Here is a 17,685-nt window from a genome sequence, read left to right on the forward strand (position 1 = left end):
GCCTAGGAGTCGGCCGGGCGGGCGTTGCGGGCGTACCAGGCGGCTATCTCGGCGCGTGAGGAGACGGCGAGTTTCGCCAGGATGTGCTCGACGTGGGAGTCGGCGGTGCGCTTGGCGATGACCAGGCGGTCGGCGATCTCCCGGTTGGTCAGGCCCTGCGCGACCAGCTCGGCGATCTCCCACTCGCGGGGGCTGAGCGATCCGCGGGGACGCCCGTTCGCCGGACCGGCGGACGGCGCCTCGCGGCGTTCGCCGAGCGCCTCGGCGAGAACGGCGTCCAGGTCCGTCCGGGCGCCGGACTCCGCGGCGGCCAGGAAGGGCTCGGGGCCGAGTTCGGTGCGCACGCCGTCGACCACGACGCCGATGATGGCCGCGTAGACCGGGCCGAAGAGCACCGCGCCGCTGTCGTCGTACTGCCGCTTGGCCGCGCCGAACAGGACGGCCGCGCCCCGGTGCTGGTCCGTCGCGGCCAAGCCGCAGGCCACGACCTCCAGGCACAGCGCCAGGCCGAGCCGGTTGTCCAGGTCGGCCATCGTCCGCAGCCCGGCGCGTCCGACCGCGAGCCCCTCGGCGGCCTCACCGAGCAGGAGCAGCACGACGCCGTGCAGGGCGCGGGCGTACGCCTGCCCCCACACGTTGCCCTCGCGTTCGGTCTCGCGCAGCGCCCGCGCGGCGATGTCGCGGGCCGTGGCGAGGTCGCCGAGCGCCGCGTGCGCGACGCCCGCGAGCAGCGGGACGATCGATGAGATGACCTCGCCCGGACACGCCTGTGCGAGCAGGCGCCCGGCCTCGGTCAGCGCCGCGAGCGCCCGCTCGGCATCACCCTCCTGAAGTGCGACGACGCCCTCGGCGGCACGCGCGTATCCGGCTCCGCATCCGTCCTTCGGGCCGGACGGGCGCGCGAGGGCCTGGGCCGCCAGCCCGGCCGCGCCGGCGAGGTCGCGCTGGAACCCCGCCAGCATCGCCGAGAGCCCCAGCGCCTCGCCCCAGAACGGCTCGTCACCGGGCGGACGGGCGTCCAGCATGCGCCGTACCCAGTGCCAGGACTCGCCGATCCGGCCGCGCAGGCAGAGCAGGCGGCCGTTGCAGACATGCGCCGAGACGAGCGCCTCGTCCGGCGCGGCGCGGATGCCCCAGTCGAGCAGCGCGCGGATGCCCGCCTCCTCACGCGCGTGCCACTCCAGCCAGTGCCGCTGGCGGGGGCCGCCCAGCTCACTCACCGCGGTCTGGAGCGTCCCGGCGAACCAGTCGAAGGCGCGGGCGCGCGTCAGCTCGGTCTCGCCGAGCTCCTCCAGCCGTTCGGCCCCGTACTCGCGCAGCGTGTCGAGCATGCGGTAGCGGACGCGTCCGTCGCGCTCCACGCGCTGCACGATCGACTTCGCCAGCAGGCCCGCGACCAGGTCGAACACCATCGCCGGGGCGAGCCGTTCGTCGCCGCAGACGTGTTCGGCGGCCTCCAGGTCGAAGTCGGCGGCGAGCACCGACAGCCGCGCCCACAGCAGACGCTCGTCCGGCGAGCACAGCCCGTGGCTCCAGTCGATCGCCGAACGCAGCGTCTGGTGTCGCAGCAGCGCGGTGCGGCGGCCCCTCACCTCGAGGCCGTGCCGGTCGAGCCGCTCCAGGATCTGCCGCGGCGACAGCGCCCGGACCTGGACCGCGGCCAGTTCGATCGCCAGCGGGATGCCGTCCAGCCGCCGGCACAGGAGCGCGACCGCCTCACGGTCGTCGCCGGACGCCGTCCAGCCGGGCACCACGGCGGACGCCCGGTCGGTGAACAACGCGACCGCTCCGTCGGCGGCGCCCGGCCCGGCGCCGTTCGCCCCGCCCCTCGCGCCCTCCTCGCCGGGCACCGGGCTCGGCAGCGGCGCGACGACGAGGGTGTGCTCGCCCGCGATGTCGAGCGGCTGCCTGCTGGTCGCGAGGACGCGCAGGTCGGGCGCGGCGTGCAGCACCGTCTCGGCGAGCATCGCGCAGGAGTCGATGAGGTGCTCGCAGGTGTCCAGCACGAGCAGGCCCGGACGGCGGGAGAGGAACTCGATGGTCGCGTCCAGCGGCTCGCCGCCGCCCTGGTCGGGCAGGCCGAGCGCGTCCGCGACGACCCGGGCGACCAGGCCGGGCTCGGGCGCGGCGGTGAGGTCGACGAACCAGACGCCGTCGGGAGGGGCGGCGGCGCGGGCGGCGCGGACCGCGAGCCGGGTCTTGCCGACCCCTCCGGGGCCGGTGAGCGTGACCAGGCGGCAGCGCGCCAGCAGGCGCTCGATATCTGCCAGTTCCTCGCGACGGCCGACGAAGCTGGTCATCTCGGCCGGGAGGCGTCCCGGCCGTTGGTGCAGGGTGCTGAGCGACACCGGCGCCTCTTCCCACCGGCGCGGGCCGGTGACGGATGGGGGGACGTCGTCGCATGGTACCCCTTGGAGCACAGCGTGCAACCGCTCCGTCACCCCGGGTTCCGGCTCGTCCGAATCCCCCGGTCCGACCGGCGGTGAGAGGCCACCGGGACGGGTCAGCGGGGCGGGAGCAAGAGCCGTCCGGTGCGCAGACCACGCGCGGTGTTGATCCCCGCGGCGAGCCATCCGGCCGCGAGGACGAGGTAGAGGGCGACCGAAACCCAGGTCATCGCGGTGAGGCCGGTGGCCCTGGCCAGCGCGGACGCGCCGGTCACGCACGTCCCGACCGGGAAGGTGAACGCCCACCACGTCATCGCGAACGGCATCCCGGACGCCAGCGCCCGGCGGTTGGCGGCGAGGCACAGGACCAGCCACACCAGCGCGAACCCGAGGACCGGCACCCCGTACAGGACGCCGAACGCGTGCATGGCCCGCGCGTACTCGGGCGCGGCGGCGGGCGCGGCCCCGCCGAGCGCGCCGGCGGCCGTCGTGGACTGGCCGAGCGGCCCGAGCACCAGGAAGAGCGTCGGGGTGAGGGTGAGCGGCGCGAGCTTGTCGTGCGCGATCCGGTGCCAGACGACCGGGAGCAGCATCATCGTGAGCATCAGGCTCACGCCGAACATGGCGTAGCAGCCGTAGAGCATGGTCGCGCGCGCCTGGCCGTCCGGGAGGTGCGGGATGAGCGCGGGGCCGGTCGCGGCGGCGACCATCGGCGCGACCACGGGAAGCAGCCAGGTCGGGTTCGCCGTCCCGGGCCGAATCTCGTGCCGCGTGGCCATCAGGTAAGGAATGCCGAACGCGACCAGCAGCGAGTACACCGTTCCGGCCGTCCACAGGACCCAGGCGACCGTGACGGCGGCGGGCTCGCCGAGGACGTCGCGGCCGAGCGTGAGGGTGCCCGCGCCGACGGCCAGCAGCGCCATCGGCGGGCAGCCGTAGAAGACGGCCGTCCCCGGGTTCTCCAGCAGCATCGCGCGCGCCTCGGCCCGATAACGGACGAAGTGGACGAGCCGGGCGCCTGACAGCGCCAGGAGCATCAGCAGCCCGAGCCCCCAGAACACCACGGCGAACCGGTGCAGGCCGGGCACCGTCACCGGCAGCGCGTTCGCGCCGTTCGCCATGATCGCCGTCCCCATGACGGCGGCGTACCAGTTCGGCCCGAGGTGCCGGAACGCCTCGGCCGGACGATCGAGCTCCCCCAGAATGACCCGCTGAGGCGGTGCGACGGTGATCCCCATGCCCTCAAGACTGCCGCCGCCCCGAAACGATCAGTAGTGGTCACGGCCCTATGGGGCCATAAGACGAGGTTATGGCCGGGGCTAGACTGGGATCATGCCGCTGTCCCACCGCGTCCCCGATCTGACCGCGCTCGAACTGCTGCTCGCGGTCGTCCGGCTGGGCAGCGTCGGGCGCGCGGCGGCGGAGCTCGGCGTCACCCAGCCCGCCGCGAGCGCGCGGATCCGGTCCATGGAACGTCAGCTCGGCATGGCGCTCCTGGAGCGCTCGCCGCGCGGCTCGCGCCCCACGCAGGCGGGCGCGCTCGTCGCCGAGTGGGCCCAGCAGGTGGTGGACGCGGCGCACGCCCTGGACGCGGGCGTCGGGGCCCTGCGGGAGCGGCGCGACGGACGACTGCGCCTGGCGGCGAGCCTGACCGTGGCCGAATACCTGATGCCGGGCTGGCTGGTGGCGCTGCGGGAGGCCCGTCCGGACACGGCGGTGACGCTGCGCGCCGCCAACTCGACCGCCGTGGCCGAGCTCGTGCGCGCGGGGGAAGCCGACCTCGGGTTCGTGGAGGGCGTGCGCAAACCGTCCGGGCTGAGCGGCGCGATCGTCTCCACGGACCGTCTCGTCGTCGTGGTCGCGCCGAAGCACCCCTGGGCCCGCCGCCGCTCGGGGATCACCTCGGAGGAGCTGGCGACGACGCCGCTGATCCTCCGCGAGGAGGGGTCCGGAACCCGCGAGGTGCTGGACCGGGCGCTCTCCGCGCACGGCGGCGCGGCCCCGCCGATGCTCCAGCTGGCGTCCACGACGGCGCTCAAGGGCTCGGCGGTGTCCGGGGCGGGCCCGGTGGTGGTGAGCGAGCTGGCCGTCACCGACGAGCTGGCCCGGGGCAGGCTGGTGGACGTGCCCGTCCGCGAACTCGATCTGTCGCGTCCGCTGCGTGCGGTCTGGCCTGCGGGAACGCGTCCGGCGGGCCCGGCCCGCGACCTGCTGTCGCTGTGCCGGAGCGCTGCGCCCGCGCCCTGACACGACCCTGCCGCCGGCCGGCGGGCGTCAGGCGGCCTTGACCAGCTGGATCTCCAGCTGGATGGCGATCGTGTCGCCGAGGACGACCTTGTCGCCCTGGAGCGGGATGTTGAACTCGATGCCGAAGTCGCGGCGGCTGATCTCGGCGGTGGCGGTGAAGCCCGCGCGCAGGCCGCCCCAGGGGTCCTCGCTGACGCCGTGGTACTCCGACAGCATCCGCACCGGGCGGGTCACGCCCCGGACGGCCAGCTCGCCGTCCACGTGGAAGCGGGGCGTGCGGGCGCGGCGGCCGACGGTGGCGCGCTCGACGCCGGTGGTGGTGAAGCTCATCACCGGGTGCCGCTCCACGTCCAGGAAGTCGGCGGACCGGACGTGCGCGTCCCGGTCGGCGTTGCGGGTGTCGAGGGAGGCGAGCGTGATCTCCGCCCGCGCGGACGAGTCGAACGGGTCGTCCGCGATGCGCGCCTCCCCGGCGAACTCGGGGAACGTCCCGCGCACGGTCGTCATCAGGTGCCGGACGGAGAAGGTGATCTCGGAATGGGCGGGGTCGATGGTCCAGCGCCCGGACGTCAGGCCCGGCGCGGCGTCATCCAGCGTCAACATTCCCCCAAATGTCTACATTTCACGCAGCGCACGTGAATCTACCGCAGAACCACCCAGACAGGTCCAATCCAGACGAGGCCGGGGGACGACCGCCGACCGCCCTCCCGCATGTCCGCCGACCTGGGGGGAAGAAACAGGACGTGATCGGAGAACACGTGCTGGCCGGGTACGAGTCGGGCAGCGGCGGCCGCGAGGCGCTGCGCCTGGCCCGGACCGTGGTCGCGCTGACCGGGGGCCGCCTGACCGTCGCGCACGTCCACCCGCCGGACCGTCCGGCCGCCGCGGGCGAGGCGCTGACCGTCCTGAAGCAGGCCGAGGAGCTGCTCGCCGAGTCCGCGCCGGAGCTGTCCGCCGAGTTCGTCGCCCAGGAGGCGCGCGGGGTGGGCCGCGGCCTTTCCACGCTGGCCAGCCGGACGGGCGCGGACCTCATCGTGATCGGCTCCCAGGAGGGCGGCGCGCACGGCCGGGTCGCGGTCGGCGCGGCCGGCGACAACCTGCTGCACGCCTCCAACGAGGCCGTCATGATCACTCCGGCCGGGTACGAGCCGCCCGAGCGGCTCGGCCGCATCACCCTGTCGTACGTGCGCCGCCCCCAGGCCGACGAGGCCGTCGAGCGGACCGCCCTGGCGGCCCTCGCCCTGGACGTCCCGCTGCGGCTGATCACCCTGGCGGTCGGCGACGACGAGCCCCGCGGACGTCTCCGCGACGACCTGGCCCTGGCCATCCGCCACGCCCAGGAGACGTCCGGCCTGCCGGCCGAGGCCGTGACCGCCGAACTGGCCGAGGGCGACGACGTGGCCGACGCTCTCGCCGACGTGCCCTGGCCCGAGGGGGAACTGCTCGTCCTGGCCAGCTCCGAGGACGCGTCCGCGCACCAGGTCTTCCTGGGAGAGATGGCGCTGAAGGTCCTGCGGGCGGCCTCCTGTCCGGTCGCCGTCCTCCCGAGGGGCTACTCCTGACCTAGTCACCGGCGACCCCCACGCCGATAGCCCAGGATGGCCGTTTCACCCCGAACTGCTTGCGGGTCGAATTTACCTTCGCTACATTCCGTCGAGATCAATACGTGACCTTGGAGCGTCATTGGATCCCATCGGCGGGAAGTTGCTGGACATCGCCCGGCAGCAGATCGGCTACCAGGCGAAGGACGACGGTTACTCCAAGTACGGAGAGTGGTACCGGACGGCCGTCGACGGCGACCACGACTCCTACTTCTCCACCGCTCCGTGGTGCGACATGTTCCTCGCCTGGGCCGCCCAGCAGGCCGGGGTCGCTCAGCAGGCCGGCCGGTTCGCGTCCACCGTCGACCACGCCAAGTGGTTCCAGAAGCAGGGCGCGTTCGGGCACACCCCCGAGGCCGGGGCCCTGGTGTTCTACGACTGGTCCGGCAGCGGCGACCTCGACCAGATCGACCACGTCGGCCTCGTCGAGTCGGTCGACGGCGACTGCCTGCACACGATCGAGGGCAACACCGACGGCGGACGGCTCATCCGGCACACCCGCTGCGACGACGCCAAGGTGGTCGGCTACGGCTACCCGGGCCGCGTCAAGATCACCGAGCGGCACGCGCCGAAGCACGCCGCTCCCCCGGCGTCCGTCCGGGACGTCGGCCCGGACGTCGGCACCGCGCAGGACGCGTCCGCCGCGACGGCCCGGCACCTTCCGGCCCCGACGCCCCACCAGGGGGGCGATCTCCCCTCGCAGGAGGTCGTGCTGGGCGGCGTCCTGGCCCTCATCCTGTGCGGGACGGTCGCGCTCAGCGCCGGGAGGGCCGCCGCCGCCCGCGCCGCCGAACTGGCCCCGGACCGCGCGCCCATCCGCGTCCGCAAGCGCGGCAAGCACCACCGCCCGGCCGCCCCGGTCGCCCTCCCCGCAGACGTCACCCCAGCCGACCTGGACGAGGCCGCCTCCGAGACCACGGTCATGCCCGCCCTCTCCCTCGCCGCCGCCCACCAGGCCGAGGACCGCGAGTTCTGGGGCCGCATCGCCCACCTCCAGGAGGACGAGGACCTGGCCTTCTGGGACGACCTGCACCACGAGTCCACGCTCACCTCCCCCCTGTCGCGCCCCCTGGCCCCCGCCGGGGACGAGAAGACCACACCCGCCTAGGGCGTGCCTCAAAGTCGCCGCCGCCCGGGGCGAGTGGGGCGGGCGGCTTTGAGACACGCCCAGGGAGCCGCAGGTGGCGGGCGTGGCGCGCGGGCACGCGAGGCGCGCCCGCGCGAGCGTCGAGTGGGCATCATCGCCGGAGTTCCGCTAAAGTTAACGACGTCGCCGGGGAAACCCGGACGGCACGCGGAAGTGGCTCAGTGGTAGAGCATCACCTTGCCAAGGTGAGGGTCGCGGGTTCGAATCCCGTCTTCCGCTCTGAGAGGCAGGCCGTTTGCCGGTCTCGCTCTGGTGGAGTGGCCGAGAGGCGAGGCAACGGCCTGCAAAGCCGTGTACACGGGTTCAAATCCCGTCTCCACCTCTGTGCCGTGCCCCCTTCGAGTGCACGAGCCCGGGCGATTAGCTCAGTGGGAGAGCGCTACCTTGACACGGTAGAGGTCACTGGTTCAATCCCAGTATCGCCCACCACCCACCCCAGGTCAGGACCCCGGTCCTCGACTTGGGGTTTTCCGCGTTCGCCCTCTTCCTCGTTCACGCCCTTCCTCAGCGCCCCCGTCGGGCGTGGGTGCGCGCCGACAGCGGCACGAACACGATCAGCAGCGCGACCGAACAGATCAGGACCGCGGCCACCGGGTGCTCCATCGGCCAGGCCGGATGCGCCGACCGCACGCCCGGGTTCCCGAACAGGTCGCGCGCGGCGGCGGTGATCGCGCTCACCGGGTTCCAGTCGGCGACGAACCGCAGCCAGGCCGGCATGCCGTCCGTCGGGACGAAGGCGTTGGACAGCATCGTGACCGGCAGGAACAGCGGCACCAGCTGGGCGGCCGTCTGCTCGTCCTTCACCACCAGTCCCAGGTACACGCCGACCCAGCCCAGCGCGTACCGCAGCAGGACGATCAGCAGGAACGCCTCGGCCGTGGAGATCGCGCCGCGATGCGGCTGCCAGCCGACCAGGAGACCGGTCACCACCATGATCGCGAGCAGGGGCAGGCCGATGAGGGAGTCGGCCCCGGTCTGCCCGAAGGGAACGGCGAGCCGCGCGGTCGGCATGGACCGGATCCGGTCCGTCACGCCCTGGGACGCGTCGGCGGCCGTCCGCGTCATGACCCCCTGGACGGCCGTGAAGGTCACCATCGCGAACAGGCCCGGCATCAGGTACTCGCGGTAGTCGCCCCCGCCCGGCACTTGGATGGCGCTGCCGAAGACGTAGCCGAACAGCACGACCATGACGACGGGGAAGATCAGCGCTGCGACGATCTGGCCGGGCTCGGCCTTCAGACGCGCGACTTCGCGGGCGACGAGGACCAGCCCGTCGCCGACCGGCCGGCGCAGACGTCCGGCGGTGGGGGTGGGGGTGGCCGTGGTCATCGGACGCTCTCCTCAGAGTCGGCGAAGGGGGCTGCGAGGGAATCGGTGAGGCGGAGGAACACCTCGTCGAGGGTGGGACGGCGCAGCCGGACGTCGGCGGCGACGACCCCGGCGCGGTCGAGCTCCCGCACGACGTCGGCGAGCCGGAACGCGCCGCCGGGCAGGGGCACGCTGAGCCGGTCGGCGCCGGTCATCGTGGGGTCGGTCCCGGCCAGGCCGTGCAGGACGGACGCGGCGGGGCGCAGCGCGCCGGGGTCCTCGAGGACGACGTCGAGGCTGTCGCCGATGGCGGCCTTCAGTTCGTCGGGCGCGCCGGTGGCGATCACCCGTCCGTGGTCGACGACGGCGATGTCGTCGGCCAGGCGGTCGGCCTCGTCCAGGTACTGCGTGGTGAGCAGGACCGTGGTGCCGTCCGCGACCAGCGCGCGGACGGCGTCCCAGATCTCGGTCCGGCTCCGCGGGTCGAGGCCGGTGGTCGGCTCGTCCAGGAAGAGCACGTCGGGGCGCTGGATCAGGCACGTGATCAGGTCGAGGCGGCGGCGCATCCCGCCGGAGTAGCCGGCGACGCGGCGGTCGGCGGCGTCCGCCAGCCCGAAGCGTTCGAGCAGGTCGTCGGCCCGCCGGTGCGCCTCGCGCCGGGGCAGGTGGCACAGGCGCCCGAACATGCGCAGGTTGGCGCGTCCGGTGAGCTTCTCGTCCACGGCGGCGAACTGGCCCGCGAGCCCGATCCGCTCGCGCACCCGGCCCGCCTGGCGGACGACGTCGTATCCGGCGACGCGGGCGTGTCCGGCATCGGGGGCGGACAGTGTCGCGAGGATGCGCACCGCGGTCGTCTTGCCCGCGCCGTTCGGGCCGAGCACGCCGCAGATCGTCCCTTCGGGGACGCCGAGGTCCAGGCCGCGCAGAGCGCGCGTGTCGCCGAAGGACTTGTTCAGCCCCTCGGCGAGGACGATCGGATCGGTCATGATCCCTCCACTGGGTATGCTGTACGCAGAAAGTGAGACTAGTAATCGCGTACCGCGTACGCAAGTGGTTGCGCCGAATTACCGGGTACTTCGTACGCACTTGGAGGGGGAAGGGTGCCCGACGCCGAGTACACCAACATCTGGATGCGGCCGGAGCGGCCCGCCCGGGGCCCGAAGCCCGCCTACAGTCGCGCCCAGATCACCGAGGCCGCCGTCCGGATCGCCGACACCGAGGGCCTGGAGGCCGCGACCATGCGGCGGATCGCCGCCGAGATCGGCGCGGGCGCGATGTCGCTGTACCGGTACGTCCCGAGCCGGGACGACCTGATCGAGCTGATGGCCGACCACCTCATGGGCGAGATCGACCTGAAGGACGTCCCGTCCGGCGACTGGCGCTCCGACCTGCGGCGTTACGCCGACCAGACGCGGGCGATGTGGTTGCGGCACCCCTGGATCGCCACCGCGAACCGTTCGCTTCCCGGGTACGGCCCCAACCAGCTGCGGCTGATCGAGCAGGTGATGGGGGTGTTGGACCCGCTCGTCCCCATCGACGAGAACCTCGCGCTCATGGGGATCCTGAACGGCTACGTCGAGGGTGCAGCCCGCGACGAGGTCACCACGGCGGAGGAGATCCGCCGCAGTGGGCTCAGCGAGGAGGACTGGGCCGCGCGCAACCACCCCTACCTGCGGCAAGTCCTGGAAAGCGGTAAGTACCCGCTCTTCACGAAGATCGCGATGGAGGCGCGCCAGCCACGCCTGAGCCGCGACGAGCAGTTCCGGCACGGCCTGGACCGCGTCCTCGACTGCATCGAGGCATCCCTCCCCCATTCCACCGAAGACTGACCGTCTGCGAGGACACGTCGAGCAGTATCTGCGTGCGGCACGCCGCGCCCGCCCGGGCGGTCGGCGGTTCGGGCGGTTCGACGGTTGGGCGGGAGGTCAGATGGGGGTTACGGCGCCGTTGAGGAAGATGTCGATGGCGTCCTCGATCGGGATGGCGGCCTCGCCGACCGGACGGCTGCGGCTGAACGCCAAGCCCATGAACATCGCGGCGATCTGCTCGGGGGGAAGGCGGAGCCTGTCGCGTTCGGGTTCGAAGAGTTCGGCCAGGGCCTCGAGCGTGCTCTCCATGGACGCGCCGCGGTCGGGGCCGGGCCCGGCCTGCTCGGCGCCGCCTTGGGCGCCGCGTCCCTTGCGTCCGGTGGCGAACAGGGCGCCGAGGACCATGCCCATGCGGGCCAGGTAGGCGTCGATCGCCGCGACCGCCTCGGTGAGGCGCTCGGCGAGCGGACGGTCGAGGGAGATCTCGGCGATCTCGGCCAGGACGTGGTCGTTGCGCAGGACCTCCGCGGTGCAGGCGTCGAGCAACGCGTCCTTGTCGGCGAAGACGCGGAAGATCGTCGCCTCGCCGATGCCGGCGGCGCGGGCGATCTGCCCCGTGGTCACGGCCGTGCCGTGCTCGGCGACCAGCGGCAGCGCCGTCCGGACGATCATCTCCCTGCGCTGTTCGGGACTCATGCCCGGCGCCCTGCGGCGGGTGGGTGGGGTGTCCATGCCGCCCACGGTACGGAGTGAGCACTCACTCCGTCAAGGTCGGGTGAGTTCACTCCGAGGCTGACGCAGCGGGTTCGTTCTGAGGCGTGTCGGGCTTCGGAGTTGGCCGCGCGAGGGCGCTGACCTGCTGTTTTTCGGGGTTATCCACAGTTGCGGCGTCGACTGTCGCTCGAGGTGCCGTGCCGCCCAGGATGGTTCGTGAGCCCAACCGGCACTCGAGAAAGGAACGACACATGCACGGCGGATTCCCGGGAATCGGCGTCAGCACCCTGGTCTACGGAACGGTCTGGATCGCGACGGCCACCGGCCGCGCCCTGGCCCGGATGCGAGGCGCCCGATGACCGCCCCGACCCTCACGACCGAGGCCACGACGTCCGGCTCCGGCGACCTGACGCTCACCGTCATCGTCCCGGCACACAACGAGGAGGCGGGCCTGCCCGCCACCCTCCGGTCCCTGCGTCGGCAGACCGTCCCTCCCGACCAGATCATCGTGGTGGACGACGGGTCCACCGACCGCACGGGCGAGGTCGCCCGCGCTCACGGCGCGACCGTCCTGCGGCCCGACCGTCAGCTGGGCAGCAAGGCCCGCGCGCAGAACCACGCCCTCCCCCACTGCGAGGGCGACCTGGTGCTCGCGGTCGACGCCGACACCGTCCTCGCCCCCGACTACGTCGAACGTCTGCGCCCGGTCTTCGCCGACCCCGGCGTCGTGATCGCGGCCGGCAACGTCCAGACCCGCTTCACCCGCACCCTCTGGGAACGCGGGCGCTCGGTGGAGTACCTCTTCGGGTTCCACTTCCAGCGCCCCATCCAGCAGGGCGCGGCGAGCCCGATGGTCTGCTCCGGCTGCTGCTCGACGTTCCGCCGTGACGTCCTGGCGGCGTCCGGTGGCTTCCCCGAACGGACCATCGTCGAGGACATGGACGCCACCTGGACCTGGCAGATCGAGGGCCGCCGCGCCGTCTACGTCCCCGAGGCCGTGGCCTGGGCGGCCGATCCCGAGTCCCTGGTCTACCTGCGCCGCCAGGTCTGGCGCTGGATGTCGGGGTTCTTCCAGAACGTCCGGCTGCACCTGATCCCGATGGTGCGCCACAAACCCATGCTGGCCCTCTGGGTCGCGCTCGCCGTCCTGGAGATCCTGCTCGCCCCGTTGTGGTGGCTGACGCCCGTCCTGCTGACCACGGCCTGGCACGTCCCGCTCGCGTACGCCGCCCTCTGGTGGCTGGCCAGCGAGTTACCGCTGCTCGTCGGGACGCTGCTCTACGCCGCCCGAAAACGCGATATCCCCCTGCGCCGGGTACTGACCAACCTCCCGTGCCTCTATCCGATCCGGGTCGTCAACACGTACTACGCGTGGAAGGCGATGCTCGTGGAACTCGTCCTGGTCCCACTGGGCCTGGCCAAGACCCTCACCACCTACCACAAGGGCCGCTGACACCCAATCGCCCGTCACTTGCCAACCACGTCCATGGACAGCCAGGCGCGATGCTTCCGGGACTCCCCCGAAAGCCCCGGAAGCATCGCGATCCCTCCCACGAACCCCGGCCCCACGAACAGGCCGCCCTACCAACCGGCCACGTCCTACGAACGGGCGCGTCCAATGAACAAGCGCGTCCTGCGAACGGGCGTGCAGTGCGAACGGCCTGTGGGCCGCGTGCATGCTCGCTCTCTTGGGTGGGCCTTTCGTGGGGGGCGTGCTGGGGGGAGCTGGGTCGGTGTTCGTGGGGTGCTTTGGGTTGTCCGATCGCGTTGGGAATTCGGGTGGTCGCGCGGTGCGGTGCGGTTCGGTTCTTTACTGCTTGAGGGTGGGCGGATCGGGATTAATCGGCGGCGTTGCTTCCGGCGGGCGCGGCAGCCTTTCGTCGGTTTCGCCGTTCTCGTCGGGGTCGACTCCGGCTTGTCGGTTCGGTGACGACACACCCGGGTGCTCTTTCCGCAGTTCATGATGTGGTCGCGACGGAGCTGGCATCCTGCTAGCTGTAGTTGTTGTCGGGTCGAGTTCCCAGCTCGCCCGGGTCGTCCGACATTGGCCAGCGATTTGGCGAGATCGTGGCGCAGGACGATCGCTTTGGACGACCCGTCGCCGATAATCTTCCGATCAACACCCTGGCCATCAGCACCCGGTGTCCTTACCGGCCGCCGGGCCCTGTACGGATTCGCACTCATATCCCGCGACTGAAACCCACTTGCGATGTTGGCGCGCAGCTCGTCCGGCGCCCTGATCTCGACGGCGGTATTCCATGGCCTTCACCCCCTCGGACCCCGCGGACCCCGACTTCGGGGACCCGGAACCGAGCCCTCCTCCGCCCTTCGGCATGTCACACCTGCTCGAGCCGGCGCTGTCCCTTCCCGGCGATGCCGACCGTCCGCCACAGTTCGACGAGCCGTTCGGGTCACCGCGCCGGGCCTTCGGCGACGGGGTGGGTCCGCCGCCTGGGCAGACCGCTTCGAACACGATGGATCTGCCGTCGTTCCCCCCGGCCGCGATGCGGGCACCGCGCAAGCCGCGTGGGTCGAGCAAGACGGCGCTGGTCGTCATCGGCGTCGCCGCAGCCGCCGCTGGAGGCGTCATGGCGTGGGCGGTCGCCGGGCAAGGCGAGCAGCCCTCCCGGCCCGGCCCGGCGGAGACGCCTCGGGCCACGCTCGCCAGCGCGGCTCCCGCCACCACACCGACCGGTGTTCCGTCTCCGTCCACGACGCCTACTACCGGTCCGGCCTCGCCTACCGATCGTCCGTCCGCCAAGGCCGAGCCCACCGGTTCGGGTAGGGAGTCCGGCGACTCCCGTCCGTCCCCGGGGCCCAAGAGGAGCAGTGGTGGCAGTGGTGGCAGCGGCGGCGGTGGACACCGGACGAGTCCGCCGTCGCACCACGCCAACCCGCCGCACACCACCAAGCCCAAACCGAAGCCCACGCAGCGTTTGTGCCCCGTCTACGACAACGGTGTGCTCGTGGCCTATCGACCATGCTGACCCGTCCCGACCCGCTGTCCCAGCCGACCCGGCCCGCCAGAGGTAACCGACCAGATTGGACCTCGATGATCAAAACTCGTGCAGTGTTCGCCCCTCTGGCACTCGCGGCGATCACCGCCGCGACCGCCTCCCCCGCGTCCGCCCAGCCCGGCGCCCCCAATTCCGCACCGACCGGCCTCCGCGCCCCGTCACAAACAGCCACAGTCTCCTCCGCGCCCACGGCCAGTGGGGGCTTGGCGCGGCTCACCTCCGGTGGCTCGGGGCGGGTGGGTTCCGGTGGGGGTGCTTGGGCGGGCTTGGCGGCGGTGCCTTGGCGGCCTGCCTGGTCCAGGCTTGGGCCGCAGCATGCGACGTTGACCAGTGACTTCTCGCCGGTGAGCGTGCTTCTCGTGACGCATCTGAAGTCCGGCGCCAAGGCTCCCTGGACCAAGGGCGTCCAGGCGTGGGTCACCGGGCCGGGGGGCTGGAAGCAGAGCCTGACCTTGAAGTTGTGGAAGGGGCAGTCCCACAGCGACGGCAACTGGTCGAACTGGCTGTCGCTTCCGCCGCACGCGCCCGCGGGGAGCTACAGCGTCGGGTTCCTGGCCACCAGCAGCACCGGGCAGAAGGCGTGGCGCGGTGCCGCCGCGTCCTTCACCGTCGGCAAGGTCGGGCACGCGCCGCTCAGCGTCACGCCGGGCAGTCCCGTCACGATGACCGCCAAGGGGCGGGACGTGACCGTGAAGTTCTTCTCCCCGACACGCACCAACGCCGCGTACACGACCTTCACCGGGCCCAACGGTAAGACCGTCACCACAGGGCTCAGCCTGGTCGCGGGGAACGTGAACTACGGCATGTGGCAGGCGAGCGTGCCGCTGCCCGTCACGTCCGCTCCCGGGTCCTGGCGCGTCAGCACCGCCTACGCCGCCGCGCCCGGCAGCGGATGGCGCGCCGGGCCCACCACGTTCTTCGCCCTTCGGCAGTTGTCCGCGTTCACCGTCACCGCCAAGCCCACGACGATCAAACGTGGCAGCCCGGTGGTGCTGTCCGGCAGGCTCGCCGGACGGCTGCCGAACGGCGGCTACGGCGGTCTCGCCAAGCGCAGGCTTCAGGTGATGTTCCGCTGGAACGCCGGCGGCGCGAACCCGCAGAAGATCAACAGTGTCACCACCGACGCCAAGGGAGGCTTCCGCGTCTCCGGGTACGCCGCCCGTCCCGGCTGGATGTGGGTCGCCTGGGCCGGGGACGGCCTGTACCAGCCCGGTACCAGCCGCGGCTTCTGGATCACCATCAAGTGACACCCGCGGGGACGTATGCCGACGCCGCTCTGATCGGTCATTCGGGGTGTCCCCCCGAATGACCGACCGTTTGGCGGTCGGGTGTCCCGCGCCCGCACCGTTTGGATCGGGGGACGCGATGTGTTGCCGGGGCTGGGTCAGGGTTGGCGGTTCAGGCGGGTGAGGACGGCGGACATGCCCGTGTCGCGCATGGTCGGGTCGTTCGTGGTGAGGCCGCGGGTGACCTCGTACCAGGGGCCGAGCTTGTGCCAGAGGAGGCCGCGGGCGCGGAGGTCCGGGGTCACGCCGTAGGCGCCGGCAAGGGCTTCGGCGAAGGCGGGCGGGGTCCCGTAGAGGGTCCACGCGAGGTCGATGGCGGGATCTCCGGCGTGGGCGTCGCCGAAGTCGATGACGCCGGAGAGGCGGCCGTCCGCGACGAGGACGTGTTCGGGGCCGAGGTCGGCGTGGACGACGGTGTCGCGGATGCCGATGTCGAGGGCGTTCAGGAGGGACGCACCTGCGGCGCGGGCATGTTCGGGCAGGAGCGGGATGACGCGTTCGCGGAAGAGGGCGAGGTCTTCGGCGAACTCGTCGCGGGCGTCGCGCAGGCCGTGGGCTGTGGCGTCATGGAGGTCCGTGTCGTGAAGGGCTCGGAGGAAGTGGCCCAGGGCGCGGCCGTGCTCGGCGGCCGGCGACTCCAGGGGGACGCCGGGCACCAGGCGGTGCCGGACGGCCAAGGGGTCGGACGACGCGAGTTCCGGCACGGGCACCGCGAGGGGAAGGCGTGGGGCCAGCCAGGGCAGGAGCCGGATCTCGGCCAGCAGGCGCGGGTGGACGTCCGGACGGCGCGGGGTGCGCACGACCCAGCCGTCCTCGAGTGTCGCCGTGCTGTCCCAGCCCCCGTCGAAGTCGTTCATGATCCAAGTAGATCACTGGGGTTGCAGGCCGGGGCGTCCGAGCTTGGATCCGCGCATCCGCATGGAGCGGTTGAACGTCGTGGTCAGCGCGATGGCGAGCGTCAGCAATGACAGGAGCAGGACGGCCCCGCGCGGCCCGGTCGCCGACAGGAGGGAGCCGCCGAGGAGCTGCCCGAGGGGCATGGATCCCCAGGAGGCGAGCAGGGCGACGCTCTTCACGCGGCCGAGGAGGTGGTCCGGGATCACCTTGTACTGGTAGCCGACGACCACGACGTTCCAGATGGGGCTGACGACGGCCATGCAGGCGATGATCGCGGCCACCTCGTAGGGGCTGGTCGCGAGGGCCAGCAGCGGGGCGGTCGCGGCCCAGACCCAGGCGGTGCCGATGGCGACGGCCCTGGAGGACAGCAGGTCCGGGACGCGTGGAGCGACGAGGGCTCCGACGAGTCCGCCGACGCCGAAGCAGCCGAGGATCAGGCCCGTTCCGGCGCTGCCCGCGCCGAGGTCCCTGGACAGGACGATCAGCGTGAGGATCAGCGCCTGGAACATCAGGTTGACGGCGGACGTCAGCACCACGCTCATCCGGACGAACGGCTCGTTCCACAGCCAGCGCAGGCCGGTGCGGATCTCGTCGTACAGGCCGCTCGCCCAGGACCGTCCGGCCGTGCCCGGCTCCGGCGTGGGGGCGGCGCGGCGTTCGGTGCGGATGCCGACGACGGTGGCCAGTGAGACCAGGTAGGACGCGGCGTCGGCGACGAAGGGAAGGGCGTGGCCGACGCCGAAGAGCAGGCCGCCGAGCGGGGATCCGGTGAGGGCGGCGCTGCGGCTCTTGGCCTCCTGCCGGGCGAGCGCCTCGGTGAGGCGTTCGGACGGGACGAGCGCCGGGAGCAGGGCGCGTTGCGCGACGCTGAAGAACACGAAGCACGAGCCGGACACGAATCCGGTGGCGAGGATGTGCGGGAACGTCACCGCGTCCAGGGCGAACGCGGCGGCGAGGCCGCCGAGCGCGGCGAACTGCCCGATCTCGCAGCAGAGCATGACGCGACGCCGGTCCCAGCGGTCCACGAGGGCGCCGGCGGGCAGGTAGAGGAGCACGTACGGGAGGGTTCCGGCGAAGCCGGAGATCCCGGCCTTCGCCGGGGAGCCGGTGAGCGTCAGGACCAGCAGCGGGAACGCCACCGAGGTCATCCGGGTGCCGGTCTCGGAGAAGGTCTGTCCCACCCAGAGCAGGACGAAGTTCCGATTTCGCCAGAGAGACGCTTTTCCGTGCATCACGCCAAGATCACCCGCGCGCGGGGAGCCCGTCAAGGTTC

Annotated in this window: 14 protein-coding genes and 3 tRNA genes; 9 read left to right on the forward strand and 8 right to left on the reverse strand. The window is 72.4% G+C overall.

Translation table 11 applies throughout. The features are described from left to right. Positions 1-2: 2 nt before the first annotated feature. Both P696_RS0125570 and P696_RS0125575 read right to left on the reverse strand, forming a co-directional pair. Positions 3-2,348 carry an ATP-binding protein gene (locus P696_RS0125570; RefSeq protein WP_026414553.1) on the reverse strand — a complete coding sequence of 782 codons (2,346 nt, stop codon included), beginning with the start codon at positions 2,346-2,348 and terminating at the stop codon, positions 3-5. A 155-nt stretch (positions 2,349-2,503) separates the two neighbouring features. Further along, entirely contained in the window at positions 2,504-3,625 is a 1,122-nt protein-coding gene (locus tag P696_RS0125575; protein WP_051468171.1) for a TDT family transporter, read from the reverse strand. A gap of 94 nt (positions 3,626-3,719) precedes the next feature. Between P696_RS0125575 and P696_RS0125580 the strand changes: the two genes are divergently transcribed. Continuing rightward, complete coding sequence (locus P696_RS0125580; protein WP_026414555.1) at positions 3,720-4,634, forward strand: LysR family transcriptional regulator; 915 nt, start codon at positions 3,720-3,722, stop codon at positions 4,632-4,634. A 27-nt stretch (positions 4,635-4,661) separates the two neighbouring features. Here the strand turns inward: P696_RS0125580 and P696_RS0125585 are convergent, their stop codons facing one another. Then, positions 4,662-5,237, reverse strand: a complete 576-nt coding sequence (locus P696_RS0125585; protein WP_026414556.1) for a YceI family protein — start codon at positions 5,235-5,237, stop codon at positions 4,662-4,664. Between the two features lie 140 nt (positions 5,238-5,377). Here P696_RS0125585 and P696_RS0125590 point away from each other — a divergent pair, with 140 nt between their 5' ends. The 5 genes from P696_RS0125590 to P696_RS0125610 all read left to right on the forward strand — a co-directional run bounded on the left by P696_RS0125590 (position 5,378) and on the right by P696_RS0125610 (position 7,811). Continuing rightward, a complete protein-coding gene (locus P696_RS0125590) occupies positions 5,378-6,196 on the forward strand; it encodes a universal stress protein (protein WP_026414557.1) in 819 nt (272 codons plus the stop codon). Positions 6,197-6,317: 121 nt separating this feature from the next. Continuing rightward, on the forward strand, positions 6,318-7,343 hold the full coding sequence (locus P696_RS48085; protein WP_064744111.1) for a CHAP domain-containing protein: 1,026 nt from the start codon (positions 6,318-6,320) through the stop codon (positions 7,341-7,343). Between the two features lie 186 nt (positions 7,344-7,529). Beyond that, positions 7,530-7,601, forward strand: a tRNA-Gly gene (locus tag P696_RS0125600). 32 nt (positions 7,602-7,633) lie between these two features. Continuing rightward, positions 7,634-7,704 (forward strand) — tRNA-Cys (locus P696_RS0125605). Positions 7,705-7,736: 32 nt separating this feature from the next. Further along, positions 7,737-7,811, forward strand: a tRNA-Val gene (locus P696_RS0125610). 75 nt (positions 7,812-7,886) lie between these two features. On the opposite strand, the gene P696_RS0125615 is transcribed toward P696_RS0125610, so the two are convergent. Further along, the gene (locus P696_RS0125615; protein WP_026414558.1) at positions 7,887-8,711 is read right to left on the reverse strand and encodes an ABC transporter permease; all 825 of its coding nucleotides are present in this window, start codon (positions 8,709-8,711) and stop codon (positions 7,887-7,889) included. After that, positions 8,708-9,676, reverse strand: coding sequence for a daunorubicin resistance protein DrrA family ABC transporter ATP-binding protein (locus P696_RS0125620; RefSeq protein WP_026414559.1), 969 nt, complete (start codon positions 9,674-9,676; stop codon positions 8,708-8,710). The genes P696_RS0125615 and P696_RS0125620 overlap by 4 nt, the downstream gene beginning before the upstream one ends. A gap of 114 nt (positions 9,677-9,790) precedes the next feature. Between P696_RS0125620 and P696_RS0125625 the strand changes: the two genes are divergently transcribed. Then, on the forward strand, positions 9,791-10,519 hold the full coding sequence (locus P696_RS0125625) for a TetR/AcrR family transcriptional regulator (protein WP_026414560.1): 729 nt from the start codon (positions 9,791-9,793) through the stop codon (positions 10,517-10,519). 96 nt (positions 10,520-10,615) lie between these two features. Here P696_RS0125625 and P696_RS0125630 read toward each other — a convergent pair whose 3' ends face one another. Next, positions 10,616-11,230 carry a TetR/AcrR family transcriptional regulator gene (locus tag P696_RS0125630; RefSeq protein WP_064744112.1) on the reverse strand — a complete coding sequence of 205 codons (615 nt, stop codon included), beginning with the start codon at positions 11,228-11,230 and terminating at the stop codon, positions 10,616-10,618. 337 nt (positions 11,231-11,567) lie between these two features. Here P696_RS0125630 and P696_RS48090 point away from each other — a divergent pair, with 337 nt between their 5' ends. Both P696_RS48090 and P696_RS0125645 read left to right on the forward strand, forming a co-directional pair. Next, positions 11,568-12,665 (forward strand): glycosyltransferase family 2 protein, encoded by a 1,098-nt coding sequence (locus tag P696_RS48090; RefSeq protein WP_051468172.1) that lies wholly within the window; start codon positions 11,568-11,570, stop codon positions 12,663-12,665. A gap of 1,887 nt (positions 12,666-14,552) precedes the next feature. Then, complete coding sequence (locus tag P696_RS0125645; RefSeq protein ID WP_157429912.1) at positions 14,553-15,476, forward strand: hypothetical protein; 924 nt, start codon at positions 14,553-14,555, stop codon at positions 15,474-15,476. A gap of 137 nt (positions 15,477-15,613) precedes the next feature. On the opposite strand, the gene P696_RS0125650 is transcribed toward P696_RS0125645, so the two are convergent. After that, entirely contained in the window at positions 15,614-16,372 is a 759-nt protein-coding gene (locus tag P696_RS0125650; RefSeq protein ID WP_026414563.1) for a phosphotransferase, read from the reverse strand. Between the two features lie 12 nt (positions 16,373-16,384). Continuing rightward, positions 16,385-17,644, reverse strand: coding sequence for an MFS transporter (locus tag P696_RS48095; RefSeq protein ID WP_064744113.1), 1,260 nt, complete (start codon positions 17,642-17,644; stop codon positions 16,385-16,387). Positions 17,645-17,685 lie beyond the last annotated feature (41 nt).

Source organism: Actinomadura oligospora ATCC 43269 (assembly GCF_000518265.1).
In the GTDB taxonomy this organism is placed as follows: Bacteria; Actinomycetota; Actinomycetes; order Streptosporangiales; family Streptosporangiaceae; genus Spirillospora; species Spirillospora oligospora.